Origin of the sequence: Niallia circulans, from assembly GCF_007273535.1 — a bacterium.
Lineage (GTDB): Bacteria > Bacillota > Bacilli > Bacillales > Cytobacillaceae > Niallia > Niallia circulans_B.
Genome location: NZ_RIBP01000004.1, coordinates 3,098,865 through 3,118,717, shown reverse-complemented (window position 1 = coordinate 3,118,717; position 19,853 = coordinate 3,098,865). Strand labels below are relative to the sequence as shown.

General features: G+C 38.4%; 23 protein-coding genes and 1 riboswitch. Of the genes, 16 read left to right on the top strand and 7 right to left on the bottom strand.

Annotated elements, in window-relative coordinates:
- Positions 1-108 precede the first annotated feature (108 nt).
- Positions 109-810: an SGNH/GDSL hydrolase family protein gene (locus tag CEQ21_RS23335; RefSeq protein WP_185766601.1), complete on the top strand. Its 702-nt coding sequence runs from the start codon at positions 109-111 to the stop codon at positions 808-810.
- Between the two features lie 141 nt (positions 811-951).
- Positions 952-1,533, top strand: a complete 582-nt coding sequence (locus tag CEQ21_RS23330) for a hypothetical protein (RefSeq protein ID WP_185766600.1) — start codon at positions 952-954, stop codon at positions 1,531-1,533.
- A 337-nt stretch (positions 1,534-1,870) separates the two neighbouring features.
- On the opposite strand, the gene metC is transcribed toward CEQ21_RS23330, so the two are convergent.
- The 3 genes from metC to CEQ21_RS23315 form a co-directional block, all read right to left on the bottom strand.
- Positions 1,871-3,040 carry a cystathionine beta-lyase gene (metC, locus tag CEQ21_RS23325; RefSeq protein ID WP_185766599.1) on the bottom strand — a complete coding sequence of 390 codons (1,170 nt, stop codon included), beginning with the start codon at positions 3,038-3,040 and terminating at the stop codon, positions 1,871-1,873.
- Positions 3,037-4,146, bottom strand: a complete 1,110-nt coding sequence (locus CEQ21_RS23320; RefSeq protein WP_185766598.1) for a methionine biosynthesis PLP-dependent protein — start codon at positions 4,144-4,146, stop codon at positions 3,037-3,039. The genes metC and CEQ21_RS23320 overlap by 4 nt, the downstream gene beginning before the upstream one ends.
- A 178-nt stretch (positions 4,147-4,324) precedes the next feature.
- Positions 4,325-4,441: riboswitch (SAM riboswitch) on the bottom strand.
- 92 nt (positions 4,442-4,533) lie between these two features.
- On the bottom strand, positions 4,534-4,716 hold the full coding sequence (locus tag CEQ21_RS23315; RefSeq protein ID WP_127741229.1) for an H-type small acid-soluble spore protein: 183 nt from the start codon (positions 4,714-4,716) through the stop codon (positions 4,534-4,536).
- 235 nt (positions 4,717-4,951) lie between these two features.
- On the opposite strand from CEQ21_RS23315, the gene CEQ21_RS27315 reads away from it, so the two are divergent.
- The 5 genes from CEQ21_RS27315 to odhB all read left to right on the top strand — a co-directional run bounded on the left by CEQ21_RS27315 (position 4,952) and on the right by odhB (position 11,751).
- The gene (locus CEQ21_RS27315; protein ID WP_259347241.1) at positions 4,952-5,077 is read left to right on the top strand and encodes a hypothetical protein; all 126 of its coding nucleotides are present in this window, start codon (positions 4,952-4,954) and stop codon (positions 5,075-5,077) included.
- A 124-nt stretch (positions 5,078-5,201) separates the two neighbouring features.
- Positions 5,202-5,894 carry a response regulator transcription factor gene (locus CEQ21_RS23310; protein ID WP_185766597.1) on the top strand — a complete coding sequence of 231 codons (693 nt, stop codon included), beginning with the start codon at positions 5,202-5,204 and terminating at the stop codon, positions 5,892-5,894.
- Entirely contained in the window at positions 5,891-7,303 is a 1,413-nt protein-coding gene (locus tag CEQ21_RS23305; protein WP_185766596.1) for a HAMP domain-containing sensor histidine kinase, read from the top strand. Before CEQ21_RS23310 ends, CEQ21_RS23305 begins: the two co-directional genes overlap by 4 nt.
- Before the next feature lie 356 nt (positions 7,304-7,659).
- Positions 7,660-10,482 (top strand): 2-oxoglutarate dehydrogenase E1 component, encoded by a 2,823-nt coding sequence (locus CEQ21_RS23300; RefSeq protein WP_185766595.1) that lies wholly within the window; start codon positions 7,660-7,662, stop codon positions 10,480-10,482.
- Between the two features lie 15 nt (positions 10,483-10,497).
- Positions 10,498-11,751 (top strand): 2-oxoglutarate dehydrogenase complex dihydrolipoyllysine-residue succinyltransferase, encoded by a 1,254-nt coding sequence (gene odhB / locus CEQ21_RS23295; protein ID WP_185766594.1) that lies wholly within the window; start codon positions 10,498-10,500, stop codon positions 11,749-11,751.
- A gap of 41 nt (positions 11,752-11,792) precedes the next feature.
- On the opposite strand, the gene sda is transcribed toward odhB, so the two are convergent.
- On the bottom strand, positions 11,793-11,930 hold the full coding sequence (sda, locus tag CEQ21_RS23290; RefSeq protein WP_185766593.1) for a sporulation histidine kinase inhibitor Sda: 138 nt from the start codon (positions 11,928-11,930) through the stop codon (positions 11,793-11,795).
- A 197-nt stretch (positions 11,931-12,127) separates the two neighbouring features.
- On the opposite strand from sda, the gene CEQ21_RS23285 reads away from it, so the two are divergent.
- From CEQ21_RS23285 to crcB (CEQ21_RS23260), 6 genes are all read left to right on the top strand, one after another.
- Positions 12,128-12,529 carry a secondary thiamine-phosphate synthase enzyme YjbQ gene (locus CEQ21_RS23285; protein ID WP_185766592.1) on the top strand — a complete coding sequence of 134 codons (402 nt, stop codon included), beginning with the start codon at positions 12,128-12,130 and terminating at the stop codon, positions 12,527-12,529.
- A gap of 29 nt (positions 12,530-12,558) precedes the next feature.
- Positions 12,559-12,963: a gamma-glutamylcyclotransferase family protein gene (locus CEQ21_RS23280; RefSeq protein WP_235907423.1), complete on the top strand. Its 405-nt coding sequence runs from the start codon at positions 12,559-12,561 to the stop codon at positions 12,961-12,963.
- A 74-nt stretch (positions 12,964-13,037) separates the two neighbouring features.
- On the top strand, positions 13,038-13,241 hold the full coding sequence (locus CEQ21_RS23275; protein ID WP_185766590.1) for a hypothetical protein: 204 nt from the start codon (positions 13,038-13,040) through the stop codon (positions 13,239-13,241).
- A 76-nt stretch (positions 13,242-13,317) separates the two neighbouring features.
- Positions 13,318-13,521 (top strand): DUF6501 family protein, encoded by a 204-nt coding sequence (locus tag CEQ21_RS23270; RefSeq protein WP_127741211.1) that lies wholly within the window; start codon positions 13,318-13,320, stop codon positions 13,519-13,521.
- A 61-nt stretch (positions 13,522-13,582) separates the two neighbouring features.
- Positions 13,583-13,963, top strand: coding sequence for a fluoride efflux transporter CrcB (gene crcB / locus CEQ21_RS23265; protein ID WP_185766589.1), 381 nt, complete (start codon positions 13,583-13,585; stop codon positions 13,961-13,963).
- On the top strand, positions 13,956-14,318 hold the full coding sequence (gene crcB / locus CEQ21_RS23260) for a fluoride efflux transporter CrcB (protein WP_185766588.1): 363 nt from the start codon (positions 13,956-13,958) through the stop codon (positions 14,316-14,318). Before crcB (CEQ21_RS23265) ends, crcB (CEQ21_RS23260) begins: the two co-directional genes overlap by 8 nt.
- 42 nt (positions 14,319-14,360) lie before the next feature.
- Here the strand turns inward: crcB (CEQ21_RS23260) and yidC are convergent, their stop codons facing one another.
- Together yidC and CEQ21_RS23250 are read right to left on the bottom strand one after the other, a co-directional pair.
- On the bottom strand, positions 14,361-15,161 hold the full coding sequence (gene yidC, locus CEQ21_RS23255; protein ID WP_185766587.1) for a membrane protein insertase YidC: 801 nt from the start codon (positions 15,159-15,161) through the stop codon (positions 14,361-14,363).
- A gap of 33 nt (positions 15,162-15,194) precedes the next feature.
- Positions 15,195-15,485 carry a hypothetical protein gene (locus CEQ21_RS23250; RefSeq protein WP_127741203.1) on the bottom strand — a complete coding sequence of 97 codons (291 nt, stop codon included), beginning with the start codon at positions 15,483-15,485 and terminating at the stop codon, positions 15,195-15,197.
- A gap of 362 nt (positions 15,486-15,847) precedes the next feature.
- Here CEQ21_RS23250 and CEQ21_RS23245 point away from each other — a divergent pair, with 362 nt between their 5' ends.
- From CEQ21_RS23245 to nadE, 3 genes are read left to right on the top strand one after another with little or no spacing between them, the layout of a single operon-like run.
- Positions 15,848-16,393, top strand: a complete 546-nt coding sequence (locus CEQ21_RS23245; protein ID WP_328593510.1) for a cysteine hydrolase family protein — start codon at positions 15,848-15,850, stop codon at positions 16,391-16,393.
- Between the two features lie 31 nt (positions 16,394-16,424).
- Positions 16,425-17,888 carry a nicotinate phosphoribosyltransferase gene (locus CEQ21_RS23240; RefSeq protein WP_185766585.1) on the top strand — a complete coding sequence of 488 codons (1,464 nt, stop codon included), beginning with the start codon at positions 16,425-16,427 and terminating at the stop codon, positions 17,886-17,888.
- Positions 17,889-17,900: 12 nt separating this feature from the next.
- Positions 17,901-18,722, top strand: a complete 822-nt coding sequence (gene nadE / locus CEQ21_RS23235) for an ammonia-dependent NAD(+) synthetase (protein ID WP_185766584.1) — start codon at positions 17,901-17,903, stop codon at positions 18,720-18,722.
- Positions 18,723-19,104: 382 nt separating this feature from the next.
- On the opposite strand, the gene pflA is transcribed toward nadE, so the two are convergent.
- Positions 19,105-19,842 (bottom strand): pyruvate formate-lyase-activating protein, encoded by a 738-nt coding sequence (gene pflA, locus CEQ21_RS23230; protein WP_185766583.1) that lies wholly within the window; start codon positions 19,840-19,842, stop codon positions 19,105-19,107.
- Positions 19,843-19,853 lie beyond the last annotated feature (11 nt).

Here is a 19,853-nt window from a genome sequence, read left to right as displayed (position 1 = left end):
CATATGCATTTAGCTCCATATGCAGGAAATGGATATAATAAACAGTATAATGTTGAATCAAGCCTCAAGCAAAAGGCAGCAGGGATGGACAGAAAGCAGGGGTGAATAATGAAAATCATCTGTTTTGGCGACAGTCTGACAAGAGGTGTGTCCTTTGTTAAAGGAAGACCGCGAATACTAAAGGATAACTATCCAACTATCCTAAGTAAATTATTAATGGGGAATACTTTCTCTATGGAGGGTGTAGAGGTACTGAATAAAGGTGTTTTTAATGATAACTCCGACCTTTTAATGAATCGCCTCGATAAGGACGTGCTAATGGAAGAGCCTGACTATGTTTTGATCAGTGTAGGAGGTAATGACTGTAACTTTCAATGGGACGAGGTTGCTGAGTTACCTGAAGTAGAGCATACGCCGATTGTACCAATAGCCAAGTATTCGGATAACGTCAAAACAATTGTAGAGAAAGTACGAGAACGAAATATCATTCCAGTAATTTTAACATTACCGCCATTAGAACCAGTTCAGTACTATCGGTTTCTTGCAGACAAGTATGGGAAATCAATTAGTCATTGGATAAGTTTATGCGGAGGTATTGAACATTGGCATGGTTTGTATAATAATCAGCTGCAAAGAATTGCAGTTCAGCTTAATGTTTTAACAATTGATGTAAGGTCTTGCCTCAGACAAGCAGGCAATATACATGACTTTATAAGTGATGACGGCATTCATTTGAATGCTTCCGGCTATGAAAAAATGGGAACTGCAGTTTTTCAAGAATTGAACAAGCTAATTGCACCTAACACCTAAGCCATAAGGAAATCTGTAATGCAGAGCTTTAAGTAAATGTTATCAAAAATAAGTTGGCATATAGCTTTCTTTTGTTATACTAGAAAGAGAGTTTTTTAAGAAGAAAGCATAAAGTCATAAATATCTAGCGAGGAAAAAGTAATGGGCAATATGTATGAAAGAATCATTGAGGTTTTGGAGGAAAATGGTCCAATACCAATCAGCACTATTTATGAAAAGATGGTGTCTTCAGTTAAAAATTCAGCAGCAACTGATAAGGAAATACAGCTTTCCTCTGTTAAGTCGGTAATTAGCCGTAAAAAGGACTTGTTCACTGTCCATAATAATATAGTTTCGATTAATCCTGAAAAAGAAATCAGCCAAATTACATTAGATGTAAAAAAAGGAAATCGTTCCTACAGGCTTAAAATTGATTTTCTTTTTGAAATTTATCATTTACAGTCTTGGAGCTTTTTCTCAGATAATCAAGGATTTATGCCTAAAAAGATACTTTTTCCTTATTTCTCATACACAGATTTGAAAAAGGACCTGTATAAAATAAAAATCTGGGACTGGGACAGTGACGAAGGGGTATATGGGAGAGAAAGTCTTTATACGATACAGCTTAAAACGACAAACAGCAGCTATGTATTCAGCTATATTGATATGAAGGCAAAAGAGTGGAAGAAAATATCAAAGGTTATATCCAAATATTTGGACATAGACGCATTATTCTTAGATTGAAAAGACGATCTCCTTATATGTCAGGAGGTCTTTTTTGTGTAAAAAGTTATTAGGATCGCTAGCAATAAGCCAATTTTAATGAATTATTATCCTCTTTGCTACGAAATTCATCTTTCGTGTCAGACTGCTATGGCTCCTTAAATTCGTTAGGCAAAGGACCTTTTATCAGTGCCTATATTATCTCCTGATTGCTTGAAGAATGTTGTTGGAAATTGAATAGAAGGGCAGCTACAAGTTGTTATGGTTGTTTTTCAATGAGGTTTTTGCCACGAGATTTTTCCCTTTATAAAATCTGTAAATAAAAAAAATTCAGGACATTCGAGTCCTGAATCTTCCATTAAATATAGTGAAGCTCAGCCGTTTTCTTTAATGCTGCTTCAAAGTCTGCAATTAAATCCTGAGGATTTTCCAAGCCGACAGACAGACGTAGCAGTGCGTCACTGATGCCTCTTTCTTGGCGGGCAATTGGATCCATCGCAGCATGAGACATTTTTGCCGGATAAGAAAGAATAGATTCAACAGCTCCTAAACTAACTGCAAAAACAGGCAGCTCTACATTTTTCACAAACGTACGCATCGCTTCCTCACTATGCAGCTCGAACGAAAATACAGCTCCAGGGCTTGTTGCCTGTTCCTGCTGAATATCATATTGTGGGTGGTCACTGAAGCCTGGATAATACACTTTTTTAATTGCTGGATGATTATGGAGATAGGCAGCAATTTCTGCAGCAGCCTCACTGGAATGCTTCATGCGTACATGCAATGTTTTTATGCCTCGCATTAAAAGCCAGCAATCCTGCACTCCAAGAACGGCACCAAAGGAATTTTGAATATAACCGAGCTGTTTCGCAAGTTCTTCTCCCTTAACAACAGCAAGACCGGCAATAACGTCACTGTGGCCTGAAAGGAATTTAGTCGCACTGTGAAGAACAATATCGGCACCAAGTGACAATGGCTTTTGCAAAGCAGGAGTCAAAAAGGTATTATCGACAAATGTCCATGCATCATTTTGTTTAGCTAACTTGCTGACTGCTTTAATATCCGTTACCTTCATAAGCGGATTGGAAGGAGTTTCAATATAGAAAACCTTCGTGTTAGGCTTAACTGCAGCTTCGACTGCAGCAAGATCTGTCATGTCCACGAATGTATGCTCAATTCCAAAACGGTTAAGCACCGTTGTTACCATACGGTAAGTGCCACCATATACATCCTCTGAAATTAAGACATGATCTCCTTGAGAAAGGAGAAGGAAGGCGCTGGAAATAGCCGCCATTCCTGAAGCAAATGCAAAACCTTTAGAACCATCCTCTAAATCTGCAATGATTTCCTCAAGAGCTTCCCTTGTCGGGTTTTGACTTCTTGCATAATCATATTTTCCAAAGCTATCAATCTCTTGCTGATGGAAAGTAGAGGCATGCTGGATTGGCACACTTACTGCACCTGTTGCTGGATCGAATTTATGTTTGTTGTGTAGCAGCTTCGTTTCAAAAGAATATTGTTTGCTCATTTTATTACCTCCTTGGCAATGGTAAAGGCTTTATCCAAGTCTTTAATTAAATCATCAACATTTTCAATGCCAACGGAAAAACGAAGCAGACGGTTACAAACACCTGTTTCAAGTCTGATTTTCTCTGGAATATCAGCATGTGTTTGGGTAGCAGGGTATGTTATGAAGCTTTCAACGCCGCCCAAGCTTTCTGCAAATGAGATTAATGTTAGGTTTTGTAGGAATGGATTGACCCAAGCTTCATCTTGTACTCTAAAGGAGATCATTCCGCCTCTGCCAGGGTACAGTACATCAAGGACTGCATCATGACCATTAAGGAAGGTTTGAAGTGCTCTTGCATTTTCTTCATGCTTCTCCATTCTTAGTGCTAATGTTTTCATTCCGCGCATTAACAGCCAAGAATCAAATGGGCTCAACACAGCGCCAGCAGCATTATGATGCAAAGCAAGCTCCTGACAGATTTCTTCGCCTTTTGCGACAATCAGTCCTGCAAGCACATCATTATGGCCGCCAAGATATTTTGTGGCACTATGGATGACGATGTCTGCTCCAAGCCTAATTGGCTGCTGGATAAGAGGAGTATAAAACGTGTTATCAACGATCAACAGAATATCATGCTGTTTTGCAAGCTGTGCAGCTTTTTCGATATCTGCTGTTTCCATAAGAGGGTTAGTAGGTGTTTCTATGAAAATAGCTTTTGTATTTTCCGTAATTGCAGCAGCAATGTCCTCAATGCTAGATGTATTTACATAACAACATCGAAGGCCCCACTTTTTAAAACCTTGTTCAAGCAGACGGTAAGTGCCGCCGTAAAGGTCTTTAGATATAATCCATTCATCGCCGCTTTGAAATAAAGAAAGGATCGTTTGAATAGCTGCCATGCCTGAACTACAAGCAAAACCGCGGTCGCCTTCCTCAAGGTCAGCAATTGCCTTTTCTAAAACCTCTCTTGTTGGATTTCCTGTGCGAGTATAATCATACCCAGTGGATTCGCCTATTCCAGTATGTCTATAAGCCGTTGAAAAATAAACTGGCGGGTTGACAGTTCCTGTTGCTTTTTCGCTTCTGTTGCCTATTTGGGCTAATTTAGTCTCTACATCATACATATTGGTACACTCCTTCTCGTTCCTGACTATTCAAAATATAGAAGTTATTTAAAATAGTTTGATATTATCTAAAAGTATTATTCTACCAAGAATAGGAGAGCAGGTATGGAAAAAAAGAAATAAAAAAGTCCTCTCCCTAAAAATAAGAAGAAGACATGAATTTTCATTATGGCCATTCTTCTTATCTCTTCAAGCATTACGCTTGATGGAATTAGCACCTTTTCAGTCTTGTGAAAACAAGCTGAAGGTTGCTGAGGTTTCTTCGGGCCATTCCCTCTACCTCTCTTGATAAGAAAATACTATGTAATTGAAATTAAATTTACTATACCTTTCCAATAATTGCAACTATTATTTTGCTTTTTCTATATTTTTAGAATAAAAAGTAGCTTATTGCTCTTCAATAAGCTGAAGAACATCGACCTCTAGCTCTTGTTCGGGATTGTTTTTCGTATAAATTCTTGCCGTTTTAGAATCCTCATTGACATTCTGAATGAAAATTTGTTCACCATTATAACTTACATGAACAATTTCGCCAGCATTCATGATTTCAATAGCTCTGCCCACATTCATTAATTTTCCTCCTTGTTTGGCCATTATTTTTCGAATGGAATGCACCCTGCAAGTCCCGATTTATAGCTTCCGTCATTTTCAAAAAAAATATTCGGCTGAAAACGTGTTCTCATGTATTTTTAATGTTTTTCTCATTCGATTTTTTGAATAGGGGTGTAATTTAACAACAAGAGAAACAAATGCAACTTGGAAATAGGGTTTATCAAACTACGTTAAAGATAAAGGGAGGAAAAAAGTGATGGTATTTCGATATGCGATGATTATTTTTTCATCCTTGACAGCAGCTTCATTGTTTGGAGTACAAATTGTTGGTATAACACATGCAATAAAAGACACATTTATGAATAGAAGAAATAAATGATATAATGACTAAAGCAGCGGGATGGAAAACATCCCGCTCCTTCTTTGTATACAAGTGGCAACACTGTTTGACAGGAGTCAGTCCATGGTAAACTAGAAGTATGTTTAGAATGTGGGTGATATAGATGAAGAGAATCCTTATTATCGAAGATGAAAAAAATCTTGCTCGGTTTATTGAGCTGGAATTGAATTATGAAGGCTATCATACAGAGGTTTGTGCGGACGGCAGAAGCGGTCTTAATAAAGCGATTTCCGAGCAGTGGGACGTTATCCTCCTTGATCTCATGCTTCCAGAATTGAATGGGATGGAGGTTTGCAGAAGAATCCGTCAAGTGAAAAACACACCAATATTGATGATAACTGCAAGGGACAATGTTCTTGACAGGGTTTCAGGACTAGACAGCGGGGCAGACGATTATTTAGTGAAGCCATTCGCCATTGAAGAGCTGCTTGCAAGACTTAGAGCGCTATTCAGGAGAATTGAAAACATCTCAAGCGAACAAACAGAGCCAGTGCAAAAGCTGACAGTGCTTACATATAAAGATATTGTACTGGAATTGGAGTCCCATATTGCCAGAAAAGGCAAGGAAGTTATAGCACTGACAAAAAGAGAATACGACCTTCTCAGCATGTTTATGAGCAATATTAACATAGTACTTACAAGGGATGTGCTTTTAAATAAAATATGGGGCTATGAGTCTGAAGTGGAGACAAATGTGATTGATGTATATGTCCGTTACTTAAGGAATAAACTTGATCCGTCAGGAAAGGAACAATACATTGAAACAGTCAGAGGAATAGGGTATGTGATGAGATGAATATCGTAAGAAGACTATCCTTGCTTCCATGGAAATGGAAACTGACACTAGGCTTATCCTTAAGTATTTTTCTCACATACAGCATCTTTACGTTTTTTGAATTTCATACTGTATCGACTTGGTTAATGAACCAGGAAGAAAATGATGTCAGACAAACAATGAATGAGTTTGTGGCATACTTGAAAACGGACGATAAAACGATAAGTGAAACAAAAATCAAAAACAGCTTGACTACATTAGAGCAATTGAACACAAAAAATCAGCTGATTCGCGTAATTGATGAAGACGGCAATGTTCTTATTTCTCATTTGAACGGAGATTTTCCGATTCTCGAACCGGACATTGTTAATGACGAAAAAGAGCTCAAGTATGTTTCTGTTGGGGAAGAGCAGTCATTAGTTTACAGTTACCCGATAAAAAGCAAGGAATTTACAGGGGAAATTGAAATCATCAGGCTGCTTGATTCGTATAAGCTTGTTATGAAGCATTTAGCGTTTGCGATGATGCTGTTTGCAATTGCAGCAATTTTGATAAGTGCGCTAATTGGTTATTTGATGTCAAGAGAGCTTCTAAAACCATTAAGCATTATGACAAACACAATGAAAAAAATAAAAAGTGCTGGCTTTAAAGAAAGAATGCCTGTGTATCCGCAAAAGGATGAAATTTCAGAACTTTCGACGATTTTTAATCATATGATGGACCGAATTGAATTGTCCTTTCAAGCACAAAAGCAATTTGTCGAAGATGCTTCTCACGAGCTAAGAACGCCAATTTCCATTTTGGAAGGTCACCTTTCCATGTTAAATAGATGGGGGAAGCATAATCCTGAAATACTGGAAGAATCATTGAAGGCGTCCCTTGATGAAACAGAGAAACTAAAAAAACTAGTACTCACTCTGCTTGATTTAACTAGATTAGATCATAACAGGCTTGACCAGGACAATTTATCACCTGAAATGGTTAATACAATCATTGAAGGCGCTGTTAAGGATTTTCAAATGCTGCACAGTGACTTTAAGTTTGATGTTCAACTACAATCAAACCAGCTTAATGGAATTGCAGAACAGCATTTTCAGCAGGTACTTACAATCCTTCTTGACAACGCAATTAAATACTCAGGAGCAAGTAAAGAGATTTCTATTTCAACATCTAAAAAGGACAGGCTGTTTATTTTACAAATAAGCGATAAAGGTATCGGTATCCCGGATAAAGAGATTGACAAAGTATTTGACCGGTTCTACAGAGTAGATAAAGCCCGAAGCAGAGGTCAAGGAGGAACAGGTCTTGGATTGGCAATAGCCAAAAAAATCGTCGATTATTATCAAGGCAGTATACAATTAGACAGCAGGCTTGGAGAGGGTACAACCGTAACCATATCATTGCCTGAAAATGTTACTGCCACTAAATAACAAGCTAATAAATAAATATGTTGTGCTGCTCTGTAATGTGGGCAGCATTTTTTTATTATTCGGAAGAAAAAATAGACAAAAAACGGATGAAAACTAATTAAAAACTTATAAACATTATCCCAGAATCCGAGCATATTTATTTATTATAAAAGGTTTTTTACCACAGTAAAAAAAGGCGTGAAAAAAATTTACAATATTTTTACTATTAAAATGGGTAAATCTTTTGTAACGGGTGCAATACCGTGTTAAAATACAAATGTAAACGTTTTATTTTTATCAGATAAGCGCCTTGAAAGTGTAAAGGGCAAGCATATGGGGAATATAGTTGTTACTAAATGTGGTGGAGGGAAATTTTCATGGGAAAGCCATCTAATGGTAAAGGCTCCTATCAGCCAGCGTTTTATGGACCCAATCTCGGGGTTGCAATGGAGCTGTACGACAAATACTTAGAAAATCCTGATTCTGTTGATGAGGAAATGCGCGATTTTTTCGCAACATGGGGGTCACCAATCGAACAGGAAGACACAGTACGTGAACCAGCACTATCTTCTGGAAGTAATTTAGAAGTTGAAAAGGTTATTGCAGCAGTTACATTAGTGAACAAAATTAGGGCGTATGGCCATTTAGCTGCAGATATTTATCCATTGGGTGATGTACATAGGCAAGAGGAACTTTTCGAGTTGTCTCGCTATCAGCTAACGAAAGAGGACTTAGTTAAAATCGATGCATCCCTGCTTTGCCAGGATGTGCCAAGCACTGTAAGAAATGGCTTTGAAGTTGTGCAATATTTAAAGGATGTTTATATGAATAAAATTGCTTTTGAATTTTACCATGTAAACGATATAAATGAAAAAAACTGGCTTCAGAAAAAGGTGGAATCAGGAAGTCTTAAACCTGCCTGCAATAAAGAACTGCAGAAAAAACTGCTAAAAAGAGTTGTAGAGGTTGAGGAATTCGAAAATTTTTTACATAAAACATATGTTGGCCAAAAGCGATTCTCGATTGAAGGCCTTGATACAATGGTTCCATTGCTTGATGAAATTATATCTCAGTCTGTTGTTAACGGTGCAAAAAACGTACATATTGGGATGGCGCACAGAGGAAGGTTAAATGTGTTGGCACATGTGCTTGAAAAGCCGTATGAAATGATTTTTGCTGAATTTCAGCATGCCCCAAATAAAAAGCTTGTTCCTTCAGAAGGATCAATTGGTATAAGCTTTGGCTGGACAGGTGATGTGAAATATCACTTAGGGCTGAACAGACAAATCAAAAAGAGCAGTACATCGAATGTACGCCTTACATTGGCAAATAATCCAAGCCATCTGGAGTTTGTCGGTGCTGTTGTTGAAGGATTTACACGCGCATCACAAGATGACAGAACAGCCCCAGGCTTTCCAGAAGAGAACCATCAATCTGCACAAGCTATCCTCATTCATGGGGACGCGGCATTTCCAGGGCAAGGAATTGTTGCAGAAACACTGAATCTGACTGGGCTTAAAGGATACCGAACAGGTGGTACGATACACATAATCGCAAATAATACGATTGGATTTACAACAGAATCAAGGGACTCAAGATCGACAAGGTATGCAAGTGACCTTGCCAAAGGTTTTGAAATTCCAATCATACATGTAAATGCAGACGATCCAGAAGCGGTAATCAAGGCTGCAAAGCTGGCATGTGAGTACAGAGCTGCCTTTAACAAGGACTTCTTGATTGATTTGATCGGCTATAGAAGATATGGACATAATGAAATGGATGAGCCGATGACTACAAATCCATTGATGTACAAAATAATCAAGGAACATCCGACGATAACAGCGAGCTACTTTAAAGTATTAGAGGAACAAGGTGTATTGTCTGAAACTGATTTCCAAGGCTTTAAAAAGGACGTTATTGCTAAATTGAAGCAAGCGTATGATAAAGTGCCAACAAAGGAAGAAATGGACGAAGAAGCACTTCCTCCGAATTCGGTTGAAAGAGATCTGCCGATGATTGATACAACTATTTCAGAAAAACGGCTGAAGGAAATTAATTCAGAATTAATTTCGTTTCCTGATAACTTCCGTGTATTTGACAAATTAAGTAAAATTTTAAAACGACGTGAAGCAGCTATAGAGGAAGGGAAGATTGATTGGGGCTTGGCTGAGACTTTAGCCTATGCGAGCATTATACAGGACGGCACGCCAATTCGTTTGTCTGGCCAGGACTCAGAGCGCGGAACCTTTGCACATAGAAATATTGTGCTTCATGATAATGAATCAGATCAGGTTTACTCACCGCTCCATTTGTTGTCAACTGCACAAGCGTCCTTTGCGGTACATAACAGCCCGCTGTCAGAAGGTGCAGTTCTTGGTTTTGAATATGGCTATAATGTGTTTGCTCCAGAAACACTCGTGCTATGGGAAGCCCAATTCGGCGATTTTGCGAATGCTGCTCAAGTTATTTTTGACCAGTTCATTTCAGCAGGAAGAGCAAAATGGGGACAAAAGTCTGGGTTAGTTATGCTGCTTCCACATGCATATGAAGGCCAAGGACCAGAGCATTCGAGCGGACGAATGGAAAGATTTCTGACTTCTGCTGCGGAAAATAACTGGACAGTTGCCAATTTAACGTCATCTGCTCAATATTTTCATATTTTGCGCAGACAGGCAGCCATCTTGAATAAAGAAGAGGTAAGACCGCTAGTAATCATGACACCAAAAAGCTTGTTAAGAAATGCAGATGTGGCATCAAGTGTAAGTGCATTCAGCAACGATACGTTTCAACCAGTAATTGAGGAAGAACTTACTGGCAAAAATCCTCAAGCTGTGAAACGCATTTTGCTCTCAACTGGAAAGATAGCAATCGACCTTCATCAAGGTATTATGCAGCTGGAGGATTCAGATTGGGTTCATAGTGTCCGTATTGAGGAACTTTATCCGTTCCCAGCGAATAAATTGAAAGAAATTTTAATAAAATATCCTAATTTAAAAGAAATCAGATGGGTGCAAGAGGAGCCTCAAAATATGGGAGCATGGAGCTTTATGGAGCCAAGAGTGAAGAAGCTGCTTCCGGAGACTGTCACATTTGATTATATAGGACGACGCAGAAGATCAAGTCCTGCAGAAGGGGACCCAATTGTTCATCGCAAAAATCAAGCAAGAATTATTAATAAAGCATTGACATGGATTGAATAGAGGGGGATTTTTAAGATGGGTGAGATTAAAATACCAGAACTAGCAGAATCAATTACAGAAGGTACCGTAGCACAATGGCTGAAAAAAACAGGGGAATATGTAGAAAAAGGTGACTATATAGTAGAACTGGAAACAGACAAGGTAAACGTTGAAATCATTTCTGAAGAAAGTGGTATTTTACAGGAATTGAAGGCTAATGAAGGCGATACAGTTCAGGTTGGAGAAATAATCGCTATCGTGTCTGAAGGCAGTGCCAACACCAAGGCAGCAGAAGAACCGCCCAAAGCGGCTGTCCCAGAAGCGCCTGTAGTTAATGAAGCTCCACCTGTAAAAGAGGAACCAAGCCCGCTTAAGCCGGAAGCAAAAGGATATCCAATCGCTTCCCCATCTGCAAGAAAGCTAGCAAGAGAAAAAGGGATTGATTTATCGCAAGTTTTATCAAATGATCCGTTAGGAAGATTGCGTGCCCATGATGTTATAGAGCATGATCGAAGAAAGGAACAGCCTGCACCACCTGCACCAAAAGAGAAAGAGACAAAGCAGCCTAAAGCAGAAGCAAATCCAGGCAAGCCGACAGAGCGTGTTAGAATGACGCGCAGAAGACAAACAATTGCCTCAAGGCTTGTAGAGGTACAACAAAACACGGCAATGCTTACAACCTTTAACGAGGTGGATATGAGCAATATTATGAACCTAAGAAATAAACGCAAGGATCAATTCCATAAAGAAAATGATGTGAAGCTTGGGTTCATGTCCTTCTTTACAAAAGCAGTTGTTGCTTGCTTGAAAAAAGCTCCGCTGTTAAACGCTGAAATACAGGGTGACGAGATTGTCCTAAAAAAATTCTATGATATCGGCATAGCTGTTTCCACAGATGATGGGTTGGTTGTCCCAGTCCTTCGTGATGCGGATCGTAAAAACTTTGCCGAAATAGAAAGTGATATTATGACGTTTGCAGATAAAGCGCGTAATAATAAATTGTCCTTAGCAGACTTGCAAGGAGGAACATTCACCATTACTAATGGCGGTGTGTTCGGGTCGCTTTTATCAACACCTATCTTAAACGGACCACAGGTTGGTATATTGGGAATGCATAAAATCCAAATGCGACCTGTTGCCATTGACAAGGAAAGAATGGAAAACAGGCCAATGATGTATTTAGCACTTTCCTATGACCATCGTATCATCGACGGGAAGGAAGCGGTAACGTTCCTCGCAAGAGTTAAAGCGTTGCTCGAAGATCCTGAATCATTACTTTTTGAAGCTTAATAGAAAGAGGATGCTAAGCGATTAGCATCCTCTTTTTTGTTCTATTCAGTCACAATACTAGGATTAAGACCACGTTCGTCCATTTCCTGCTTCAGTATAAGTATCCATTCCTCTTCATTACCGGCTTTCAATGCATCTCGATAAGAAAAAATCAGCTGTTCATTGCTCATAATTTTCATTTTGCATCCTCCTTTAATAAATTGGATTGAATATTCTTACAATGTACATATTAACGCAAAGCGATAGCAATGAAAAGCAAAAGGCTTGTGTTGGATAATTTTAACTGGTATATTCGAAAATTATCAGATAGACATGTTATAGTTTTTGAAAATCGGTTATATAGTAAAGACTAATATTAGAAAGGGGCACAGTAGTTATGCTAATACAAAAGAGCTTGGAAACTAGCAAACATACAAATTTTTATGAGATAACAGACGAGATTCAGACTGCTGTTACAGAATCAAAAATAAAAGAAGGTGTTGTAATCGTGTATTGCCCCCACACAACAGCAGGAATAACAATAAATGAAAATGCTGATCCGGATGTTGTCACGGATATGATTCGCCGTTTTGACGAAGTATACCCTTGGAATCTGGATAAGGACAGGCATCTGGAAGGAAATACAGCCGCACATATGAAAGCAAGTACAGTTGGTGCCTCAGAAATGGTAATAATTAATAACGGGAAATTAACTTTAGGTACATGGCAGGGAATTTATTTTTGCGAGTTTGATGGACCAAGACATAGAAGCTATACGATAAAGCTGATAGCTGGATAACCGAAGAGGGAGCTGTGGGACTATTGAATGTGCTAGTCTTTGTGTATGGAACTTTAAGAAAGCAGCAAATCAATCATTATATGATGAAAAACTATCGCTGTATTGCAGAAGATGTGTGGGTATATGGCAAATTATACGATGCAGGAGCAGGATACCCCTTCTTAGCACTCAATCGGGGAAGGGAGAAGGTGCGAGGGGAAATATTTGCAGTCCCACAATCTGAGCTTTACATGCTGGATGAGTTTGAGGATTATACACCTAATGACCTTAACAGCTTATATGTGCGGGTTGAGGTCGAAGTGTATGACAATAACAACAATACTACTAAAGCATTTACCTATGTTTGTAATAAAGAAGAGATGCTCTTGCACGAAATTGAAGGCCATGATTGGGCACGTTTTTTAGGGAATTTAGGAACAAATGAAAAAATATAGGCTTATGTATGTTTAACGGACAATTCGCCAGTGGTATATATCTATCAGAAGACATCATAGAAAGAAGGTCATATATGATGAATATACAGGCGAAAAATCAACTATATACAATTAATGACAAAGACAAAACATATACGGCAATGGAATTCAAAAGGATGGACTGGATTAAAAAACAGTGCTATATAACATTTCAACAGGCTTCGACAGGGCAGTGGTTTACCTTTGATCGAAGCAGCATATTTTTGCAAATGCATAATGAAAGAAATTTAGTGTCGTGAGGCAAGGATAGGTTGCGTTAAAGGGCATTCTGGCTATATACTTAAGTAGTATATAAGTGAAAGGGGCTCTAACAAATTGATACATGAAATATGGAATGACAAGAATACAGTTAAAAAAGTGAAGTGCATACATACAGATGCCAGCAAGTATATTGTTAATAGAGTGCTGACAGTCGGCGAAACATATGAAGTTAAAAATGAAACAGAAGAATTTTATTTCATTGTAGATAATTCTGGAAAAGTCGGCGGATTTTATAAGGATTATTTTCAAGATTTATAGGAATGACTGGGAGAAAGCAGAAAATGTTTTCTCCTTTTTACATGGAAAGCTGGGGATCACATTGGTTTATTTATATATTGGCATCGGCGGGGTTATCGGAAGTATAGCTAGATACTTATGTAGTCTCGGAGCGGGTGCTTTTCCGTATCATACACTAGCAATAAATATTATAGGTTCTTTTTTCCTTGGCTGGTTTACGAAGTATATTACAGAAAGAAAAAAACTCCCCCCAATATTTTCAACAGCAATCGGTACAGGGATTGTTGGCTCGTTCACGACCTTGTCAACCTTCAGTCTTGATACATTGACCCTTCTCCAAAAGGGTGAGGTTATGCATGCGTTTGCTTATATGGCAGCGAGCGGGCTGCTTGGACCAGCTGCCGCTTTTTTCGGAATTTTGCTTGGAACAAAGCTTGCTGAAAGAGGACATCATTATGGTTGAAATGTTGGGTACAGTTGCTATTGGCGGTTTTTTGGGAGCAATTAGCCGTTATTGGCTGATGCAATATATAAAATCAAAAATAAAATCTGCTATGCCAATAGCTACACTGATTATAAATTTGACAGGTTCTTTTCTATTAGGATTGACAGCAGGATTTCATGTCAATGAAACAATTCATCTCCTGTTTGCAGTCGGTTTTTTAGGAGCATACACCACCTTTTCCACATTGGCAGTCGAGGCTGCTGAGCTGTGGAAAGGCAAAAATATAAGGACGTTTTCATGGTATGTATTGATTTCCTTTGGCGGTGGGCTTCTTTTTGCGTGGTTAGGTTACATGGCAGCAAATATTGGATAAAAGAAAAAACAGACGGAGAATATCTCGTCTGTTTTTTGGTGCTTATTGTTTGTCTTTTTTGGTAACTACAGCATCTTTAACTGCAGGTGGATATAATTTGCGTCCAAGCATGGATTGTAATATTAGGAAAATACCACCGACTGTCCAGTATAACGGAAGAGCAGCAGGTGCATTAAGTGATACCATTACAATCATGATAGGTGAAATTAGTCCCATGAATTTCATTTGCTTTTGTTGTTCGGCAGTCATCGTATTTTGCGTCACACGGAACTGTAAATAATAAACAATACCAGCAATGGCCGTTAATATCAGGTCGGAATGACCAAGATTAAACCATAAGAATGTATGGCTGGCAATTTCCTGAGAGCCTCTTATAGCATAATAGAAGCCCATTAGAATAGGCATCTGAATAATCATTGGCAGACAGCCCATAGACAATGGATTAACTCCATGTGTTTTATATAGGTCCATCATTTCACGCTGCAGGTTTTGTTGTTCTTTTTGGTCTTTCGTTGTTTTTAGCTTTTTTTGGATTCGATCCATTTCTGGCTTGATTAACTCCATCTTTTCTTTCATCGTCTGTTGTTTTTTATACTGACGCAGCATTAGCGGCATTAACAAAAGGCGGATGATAAGTGTAATCAGGATGATTGCAAGTCCAAAGCTGCCATTAAATAGCATTGCTGTCCCATGTATCAAGGACGCAAATGGCTCGACGACCGTATTATGGAACCAGCCTCCGCTGCTTCCACTTCCGCTACCTGTTGTTGAACATGCGCTAAGCATGATGGCAGTTAATATTGTCATAAATACTAAAACTAGTTTTTTTGCTGATTTCGTCATTGTGACTCCTCCTATTTCGTTGAAAGATTTAGTCTATATCAGGAGGAGAAACGGTTTTTCCGGATCATCAGCAGTGCTTTCCATTCTTTTTCGGATATTTTTACAGATCCATTGCAGAATGGGAGTATTATATTTTTGAACATTAAAATTTACCGTCGTGATGACTCTTTGCAAATAAAGGCCATCTGATGCGATAAATTCATCATTCACAGTGATTTGCAGGTTAATATCCCAAAAGTACTTAACCATTAGTCCTATCATTACAGTAATGTAGATGGTTTGATAGCTTGGAATGTTTGTCAAATCAATTAAGAATTCAAACATTTATACACCTCAGGTTCGTTATCAACACTAAAATTATATCGAAAATAAGCCTAAAGTGCAATCTTGTTCTATTGGTAATACCTTGCTTACAGATTCATTTTTCTTTTCATCTCGGCCATTAATAAAATGTCCATATTTTTAGTCCCTGCTAAAAATATTTGACTCGCAACAAAATCTTTCTTTAATAATTGTCATATTTAGGTGTATGATAGAGATAAAAGTACTTTTACACTTACAAAATGGCCAAAAGATACTAATATAGTTTTAAACATGTTTCAAGGAAAATAAGCTTAGTTTATGGTAAAATGGCAGGAAGTTCGGTATAATGTGTTCACATATTTTAGCGTATCCTAAAGGAGGCTATTCTAGTGAAAGCTCTAATTAATATTGATTATACTTTCGATTTTATTGAAGGTGCACTGCCTTGCGGTGATCCAGGAATTAAAATAGAAAAGGCTATTACGCAAATTACGAAGCAATTTATCGAAGAGGGACATTTCACTGTGTTTGCCATTGATTTACATACTGAAAAGGATCCATATCATCCTGAAACAGATTTGTTTCCACCACATAACATTAAAGGGACAGAAGGCAGAAACCTTTATGGCACCTTGAAAGAAGTTTATGAGCAATCGGAGAGACTAAATAATGTATATTGGATGGATAAAACAAGATACAGTGCCTTTGCCGGTACAGATCTTGAAATGAAGCTTAATGAAAGAAACATAAAGGATATTCATCTCGTAGGTGTCTGTACAGATATTTGTGTGCTCCACACAGCTGTTGACGCCTATAATAAAGGATTTAATCTTTATATCCATGAAAAGGCGACAGCATCCTTTAATGAAGCAGGCCATATATGGGCGCTAAATCATTTTAAAAGCACACTTGGTGCAGCCATTTTGTAAGGCGAATTGGTTAAACCGCAGGAGGAAAAGCATGAGTTTTAATTACCGTGACGACAGCTTGATGCTGCATACAGATTTATATCAAATTAATATGGCAGAAACATATTGGGAGGATGGAGTTTCAGAAAGAAATGCTGTGTTTGAAGTATACTTTCGTAAGCTTCCATTCAACAATGGCTATGCTGTTTTTGCAGGCTTGGAAAGAATAATACAGTACTTAAAAGGGTTGCGTTTCACTGAAAGTGATCTGGAGTATTTGCGAGAAGAAGGCTTTAAAGATGACTTTTTAGATTATTTAAAGGACTTCCGGTTTACAGGTAATATCCGTTCTGTTGAAGAAGGGGAAGTTGTATTTGCAAATGAACCGTTAGTAAGAGTGGAGGCGCCGCTTGCACAAGCGCAAATTATTGAAACGGCATTGCTTAATATTGTGAATTATCAAACATTAATTGCGACAAAAGCTTCTCGTATCAAGCATGCAATTGGTGAAGGTGTCGTAATGGAATTTGGAAGCAGGCGTGCACAAGAGATGGATGCAGCCCTTTGGGGAACTAGAGCAGCGTTTATCGGCGGGTTTAGCTCCACATCCAATGTGAGGGCAGGAAAGCTATTTGGTATTCCAGTTTCAGGCACACACGCACACAGCATGATTCAGGCATATCATGACGAGTATACTGCTTTTCATAAATATGCTAGACGTCATAAGGACTGTGTTTTCTTAGTTGATACATATGATACATTGCGTTCAGGTGTTCCAAATGCCATTAAAGTGGCGAAGGAACTAGGAGACAAGATCAATTTTATTGGTATTAGACTCGATAGCGGGGACTTAGCATACTTATCTAAAGCAGCAAGAAAGATGCTTGATGAAGCTGGTTTTACCGATACAAAAATTGTCGCAAGTAATGACCTTGATGAGTATACGATTATCAACTTAAAAGCTCAGGGTGCCCAAATTGATGTTTGGGGAATTGGGACAAAGCTTATTACAGCTTTTGATCAGCCGGCCTTGGGAGGAGTATATAAGCTTGTTTCAATCGAAGATGAAGCGGGTAATATGCAAGATACAATCAAAATAAGCGGAAACCCAGAAAAGGTTACTACACCTGGAATTAAAAGGGTATACCGCATTATAAACAGCATGAACCATAAATCTGAAGGTGATTATATTTGTCTGGAAACAGAGCACCCGGAGGAAGAAGAACGATTAAAAATGTTCCATCCGACACATACTTATATCAGTAAATTTGTCACAAACTTTCATGCGAAAGACATCCATAAGGACATTTTTAAAAATGGAGAACTAATTTATAAATCACCGACTATTTATGAAGCACAGAAATTTGCCGAGGAAAATCTTGATGTGCTTTGGGATGAATACAAGCGTTCCCTTAATCCGGAAGAATATCCAGTCGATTTAAGCCCATTATGTTGGGAAAACAAAATGAGCCATCTGGAAATGGTGAAAAGTAAAGTTAAAAATACGCAAAAATAGGAGGAATATGGCATGAGCTTACAAAAGGAAATAATTGCAGCTCTTCATGTAAAGCCTGAAATAGATGCAAAGGAAGAAATCAGCCTGCGCATCAACTTTTTAAAGGATTATGTTAAAAAGTCGAAAGCAAAGGGTTTTGTATTGGGAATAAGCGGCGGACAAGATTCGTCACTTGCAGGTAGATTAGCACAATTGGCTGTGGAAGAGCTTCGCAGTGAAGGTCATGACGCTACATTTGTTGCAGTAAGGCTGCCATATGGTGTACAAGCAGATGAAGAGGATGCAAAAAGTGCCCTTCAATTTATTAAAGCAGATAAAGAGCTTGTGTTTAATGTAAAGGAACCAGTTGACGAATTTAAAAATGTGTATGACGACATGGAGGATACGCCATTGTCTGATTATCACAAAGGAAATATTAAGGCTCGCGCAAGAATGATTGCCCAATATGCAATTGGGGGACAGTCAAATCTGCTTGTCATCGGAACGGACCATGCTGCAGAAGCAGTAACTGGTTTCTTTACGAAATACGGAGACGGCGGAGCGGATGTTCTTCCTCTAACAGGTTTATCTAAAAGACAAGGTAAACAGCTTTTAAAAGAGCTTGGCGCAGAGGAAAGAATTTACTTAAAGGTTCCTACTGCTGATTTGTTAGATGAAAAACCAGGTCAGGCTGATGAAACAGAGCTTGGCATTTCATATGATCAGCTTGATGATTACTTAGAAGGCAAAGAAGTGCCAAAAGAGGCAGCTGAAAAAATCGAGGCACGTTACTTAATTACAGAACATAAACGACAAGTACCGGCATCGATGTTCGATGATTGGTGGAAAAAATAATAGAGAGAACCTCTCGTGAAAATCGGGGAGGTTTTTTTTTTGAATATGAAAAAGTCGTTATATTCGCACAAGCATGTCCTAGATGGATAACATAAGCTAGCAGTGTAAGAAAAAAGATACTTTTGATTTAAGTGAAGGGAAGTAAGGCATTATGGTAAGAGGGAGGGGAAACGTATGACAATATTCGGCATAAATTTAAGCATGATGCTACTGAGTTGCCCTATCAACTTTACATGGGGATTGTCAGTTGGAAAAGGTGAACATCCTAAAACTGATGAGGAAGAGGAAGTATAAGTAGTGAAAATGCTTTGAAAATCAGTACAATATATAAGCCTCGAGCGAGTGAATGCTTGAGGCTTTTTTCTTTGCTGTCTGAATTTTCTTAGCTGATTTCAGCTTTTGTCAGCATATTATAGGCGAATTGTACGGAGCTTTCGGATGGAGGTTCAATTCCCTTTAATGGATAATCAAGGCCTAATGCCTCCCACTTATAAACTCCAAGTTTATGATATGGCAGAATGTCTACTTTTTCAATATTCGACAGCGTAGAAATAAAATCACCAAGCATTCCCAAGTCTTCCGGACTGTCATTTATAGTCGGCACTAGTACATGTCGAATCCAAACAGGCACCTGTTTTTCTGATAAAAAGGTTGCGAATGCGAGAATATGATCATTGCCCATACCAGTTAAATTTATATGTTTTTTACGGTTAATATGCTTTAAATCTAATAAAATTAAATCGGTGTAGGAGAGCAACTCTAAAAGCTGTTCTTGGAAATGGGATGCTGTTGAATAGCAGCCTCCAGATGTATCAATTGTCGTATGAACTCCAATTTGCTTACATGCTTTAAACAGTTCTATAAGAAATGGCAGCTGCAGCAGTGGTTCACCGCCACTGACAGTGATTCCTCCACCAGAAGCATTGATAAAAGGGAGGTATGCAGTCAAGTCATCTATTATTTCTTGCACTTCCATTTCTTTACCTCCATCAAGTCCCCAAGTGTCTGCGTTGTGGCAAAATTGACAGCGAAGCAGACATCCTTGTGTAAAAACAACATATCGAATCCCTGGTCCATCTACAGTACCAAATGTTTCAATGGAATGAATTCTACCCTTCATGTTTATACACC

Coding starts and splice junctions, on each gene's coding strand:
- CEQ21_RS23335 (WP_185766601.1), top strand. CDS start 109: ATGAAAATCATCTGTTTTGGCGACAGTCTGACAAGAGGTGTGTCCTTT.
- CEQ21_RS23330 (WP_185766600.1), top strand. CDS start 952: ATGGGCAATATGTATGAAAGAATCATTGAGGTTTTGGAGGAAAATGGT.
- metC (WP_185766599.1), bottom strand. CDS start 3,040: ATGAGCAAACAATATTCTTTTGAAACGAAGCTGCTACACAACAAACAT.
- CEQ21_RS23320 (WP_185766598.1), bottom strand. CDS start 4,146: ATGTATGATGTAGAGACTAAATTAGCCCAAATAGGCAACAGAAGCGAA.
- CEQ21_RS23315 (WP_127741229.1), bottom strand. CDS start 4,716: ATGAATGTGGGCAGAGCTATTGAAATCATGAATGCTGGCGAAATTGTT.
- CEQ21_RS23310 (WP_185766597.1), top strand. CDS start 5,202: ATGAAGAGAATCCTTATTATCGAAGATGAAAAAAATCTTGCTCGGTTT.
- CEQ21_RS23305 (WP_185766596.1), top strand. CDS start 5,891: ATGAATATCGTAAGAAGACTATCCTTGCTTCCATGGAAATGGAAACTG.
- CEQ21_RS23300 (WP_185766595.1), top strand. CDS start 7,660: ATGGGAAAGCCATCTAATGGTAAAGGCTCCTATCAGCCAGCGTTTTAT.
- odhB (WP_185766594.1), top strand. CDS start 10,498: ATGGGTGAGATTAAAATACCAGAACTAGCAGAATCAATTACAGAAGGT.
- sda (WP_185766593.1), bottom strand. CDS start 11,930: ATGAAAATTATGAGCAATGAACAGCTGATTTTTTCTTATCGAGATGCA.
- CEQ21_RS23285 (WP_185766592.1), top strand. CDS start 12,128: ATGCTAATACAAAAGAGCTTGGAAACTAGCAAACATACAAATTTTTAT.
- CEQ21_RS23275 (WP_185766590.1), top strand. CDS start 13,038: ATGATGAATATACAGGCGAAAAATCAACTATATACAATTAATGACAAA.
- crcB (WP_185766588.1), top strand. CDS start 13,956: ATGGTTGAAATGTTGGGTACAGTTGCTATTGGCGGTTTTTTGGGAGCA.
- yidC (WP_185766587.1), bottom strand. CDS start 15,161: ATGACGAAATCAGCAAAAAAACTAGTTTTAGTATTTATGACAATATTA.
- CEQ21_RS23250 (WP_127741203.1), bottom strand. CDS start 15,485: ATGTTTGAATTCTTAATTGATTTGACAAACATTCCAAGCTATCAAACC.
- CEQ21_RS23240 (WP_185766585.1), top strand. CDS start 16,425: ATGAGTTTTAATTACCGTGACGACAGCTTGATGCTGCATACAGATTTA.
- nadE (WP_185766584.1), top strand. CDS start 17,901: ATGAGCTTACAAAAGGAAATAATTGCAGCTCTTCATGTAAAGCCTGAA.
- pflA (WP_185766583.1), bottom strand. CDS start 19,842: ATGAAGGGTAGAATTCATTCCATTGAAACATTTGGTACTGTAGATGGA.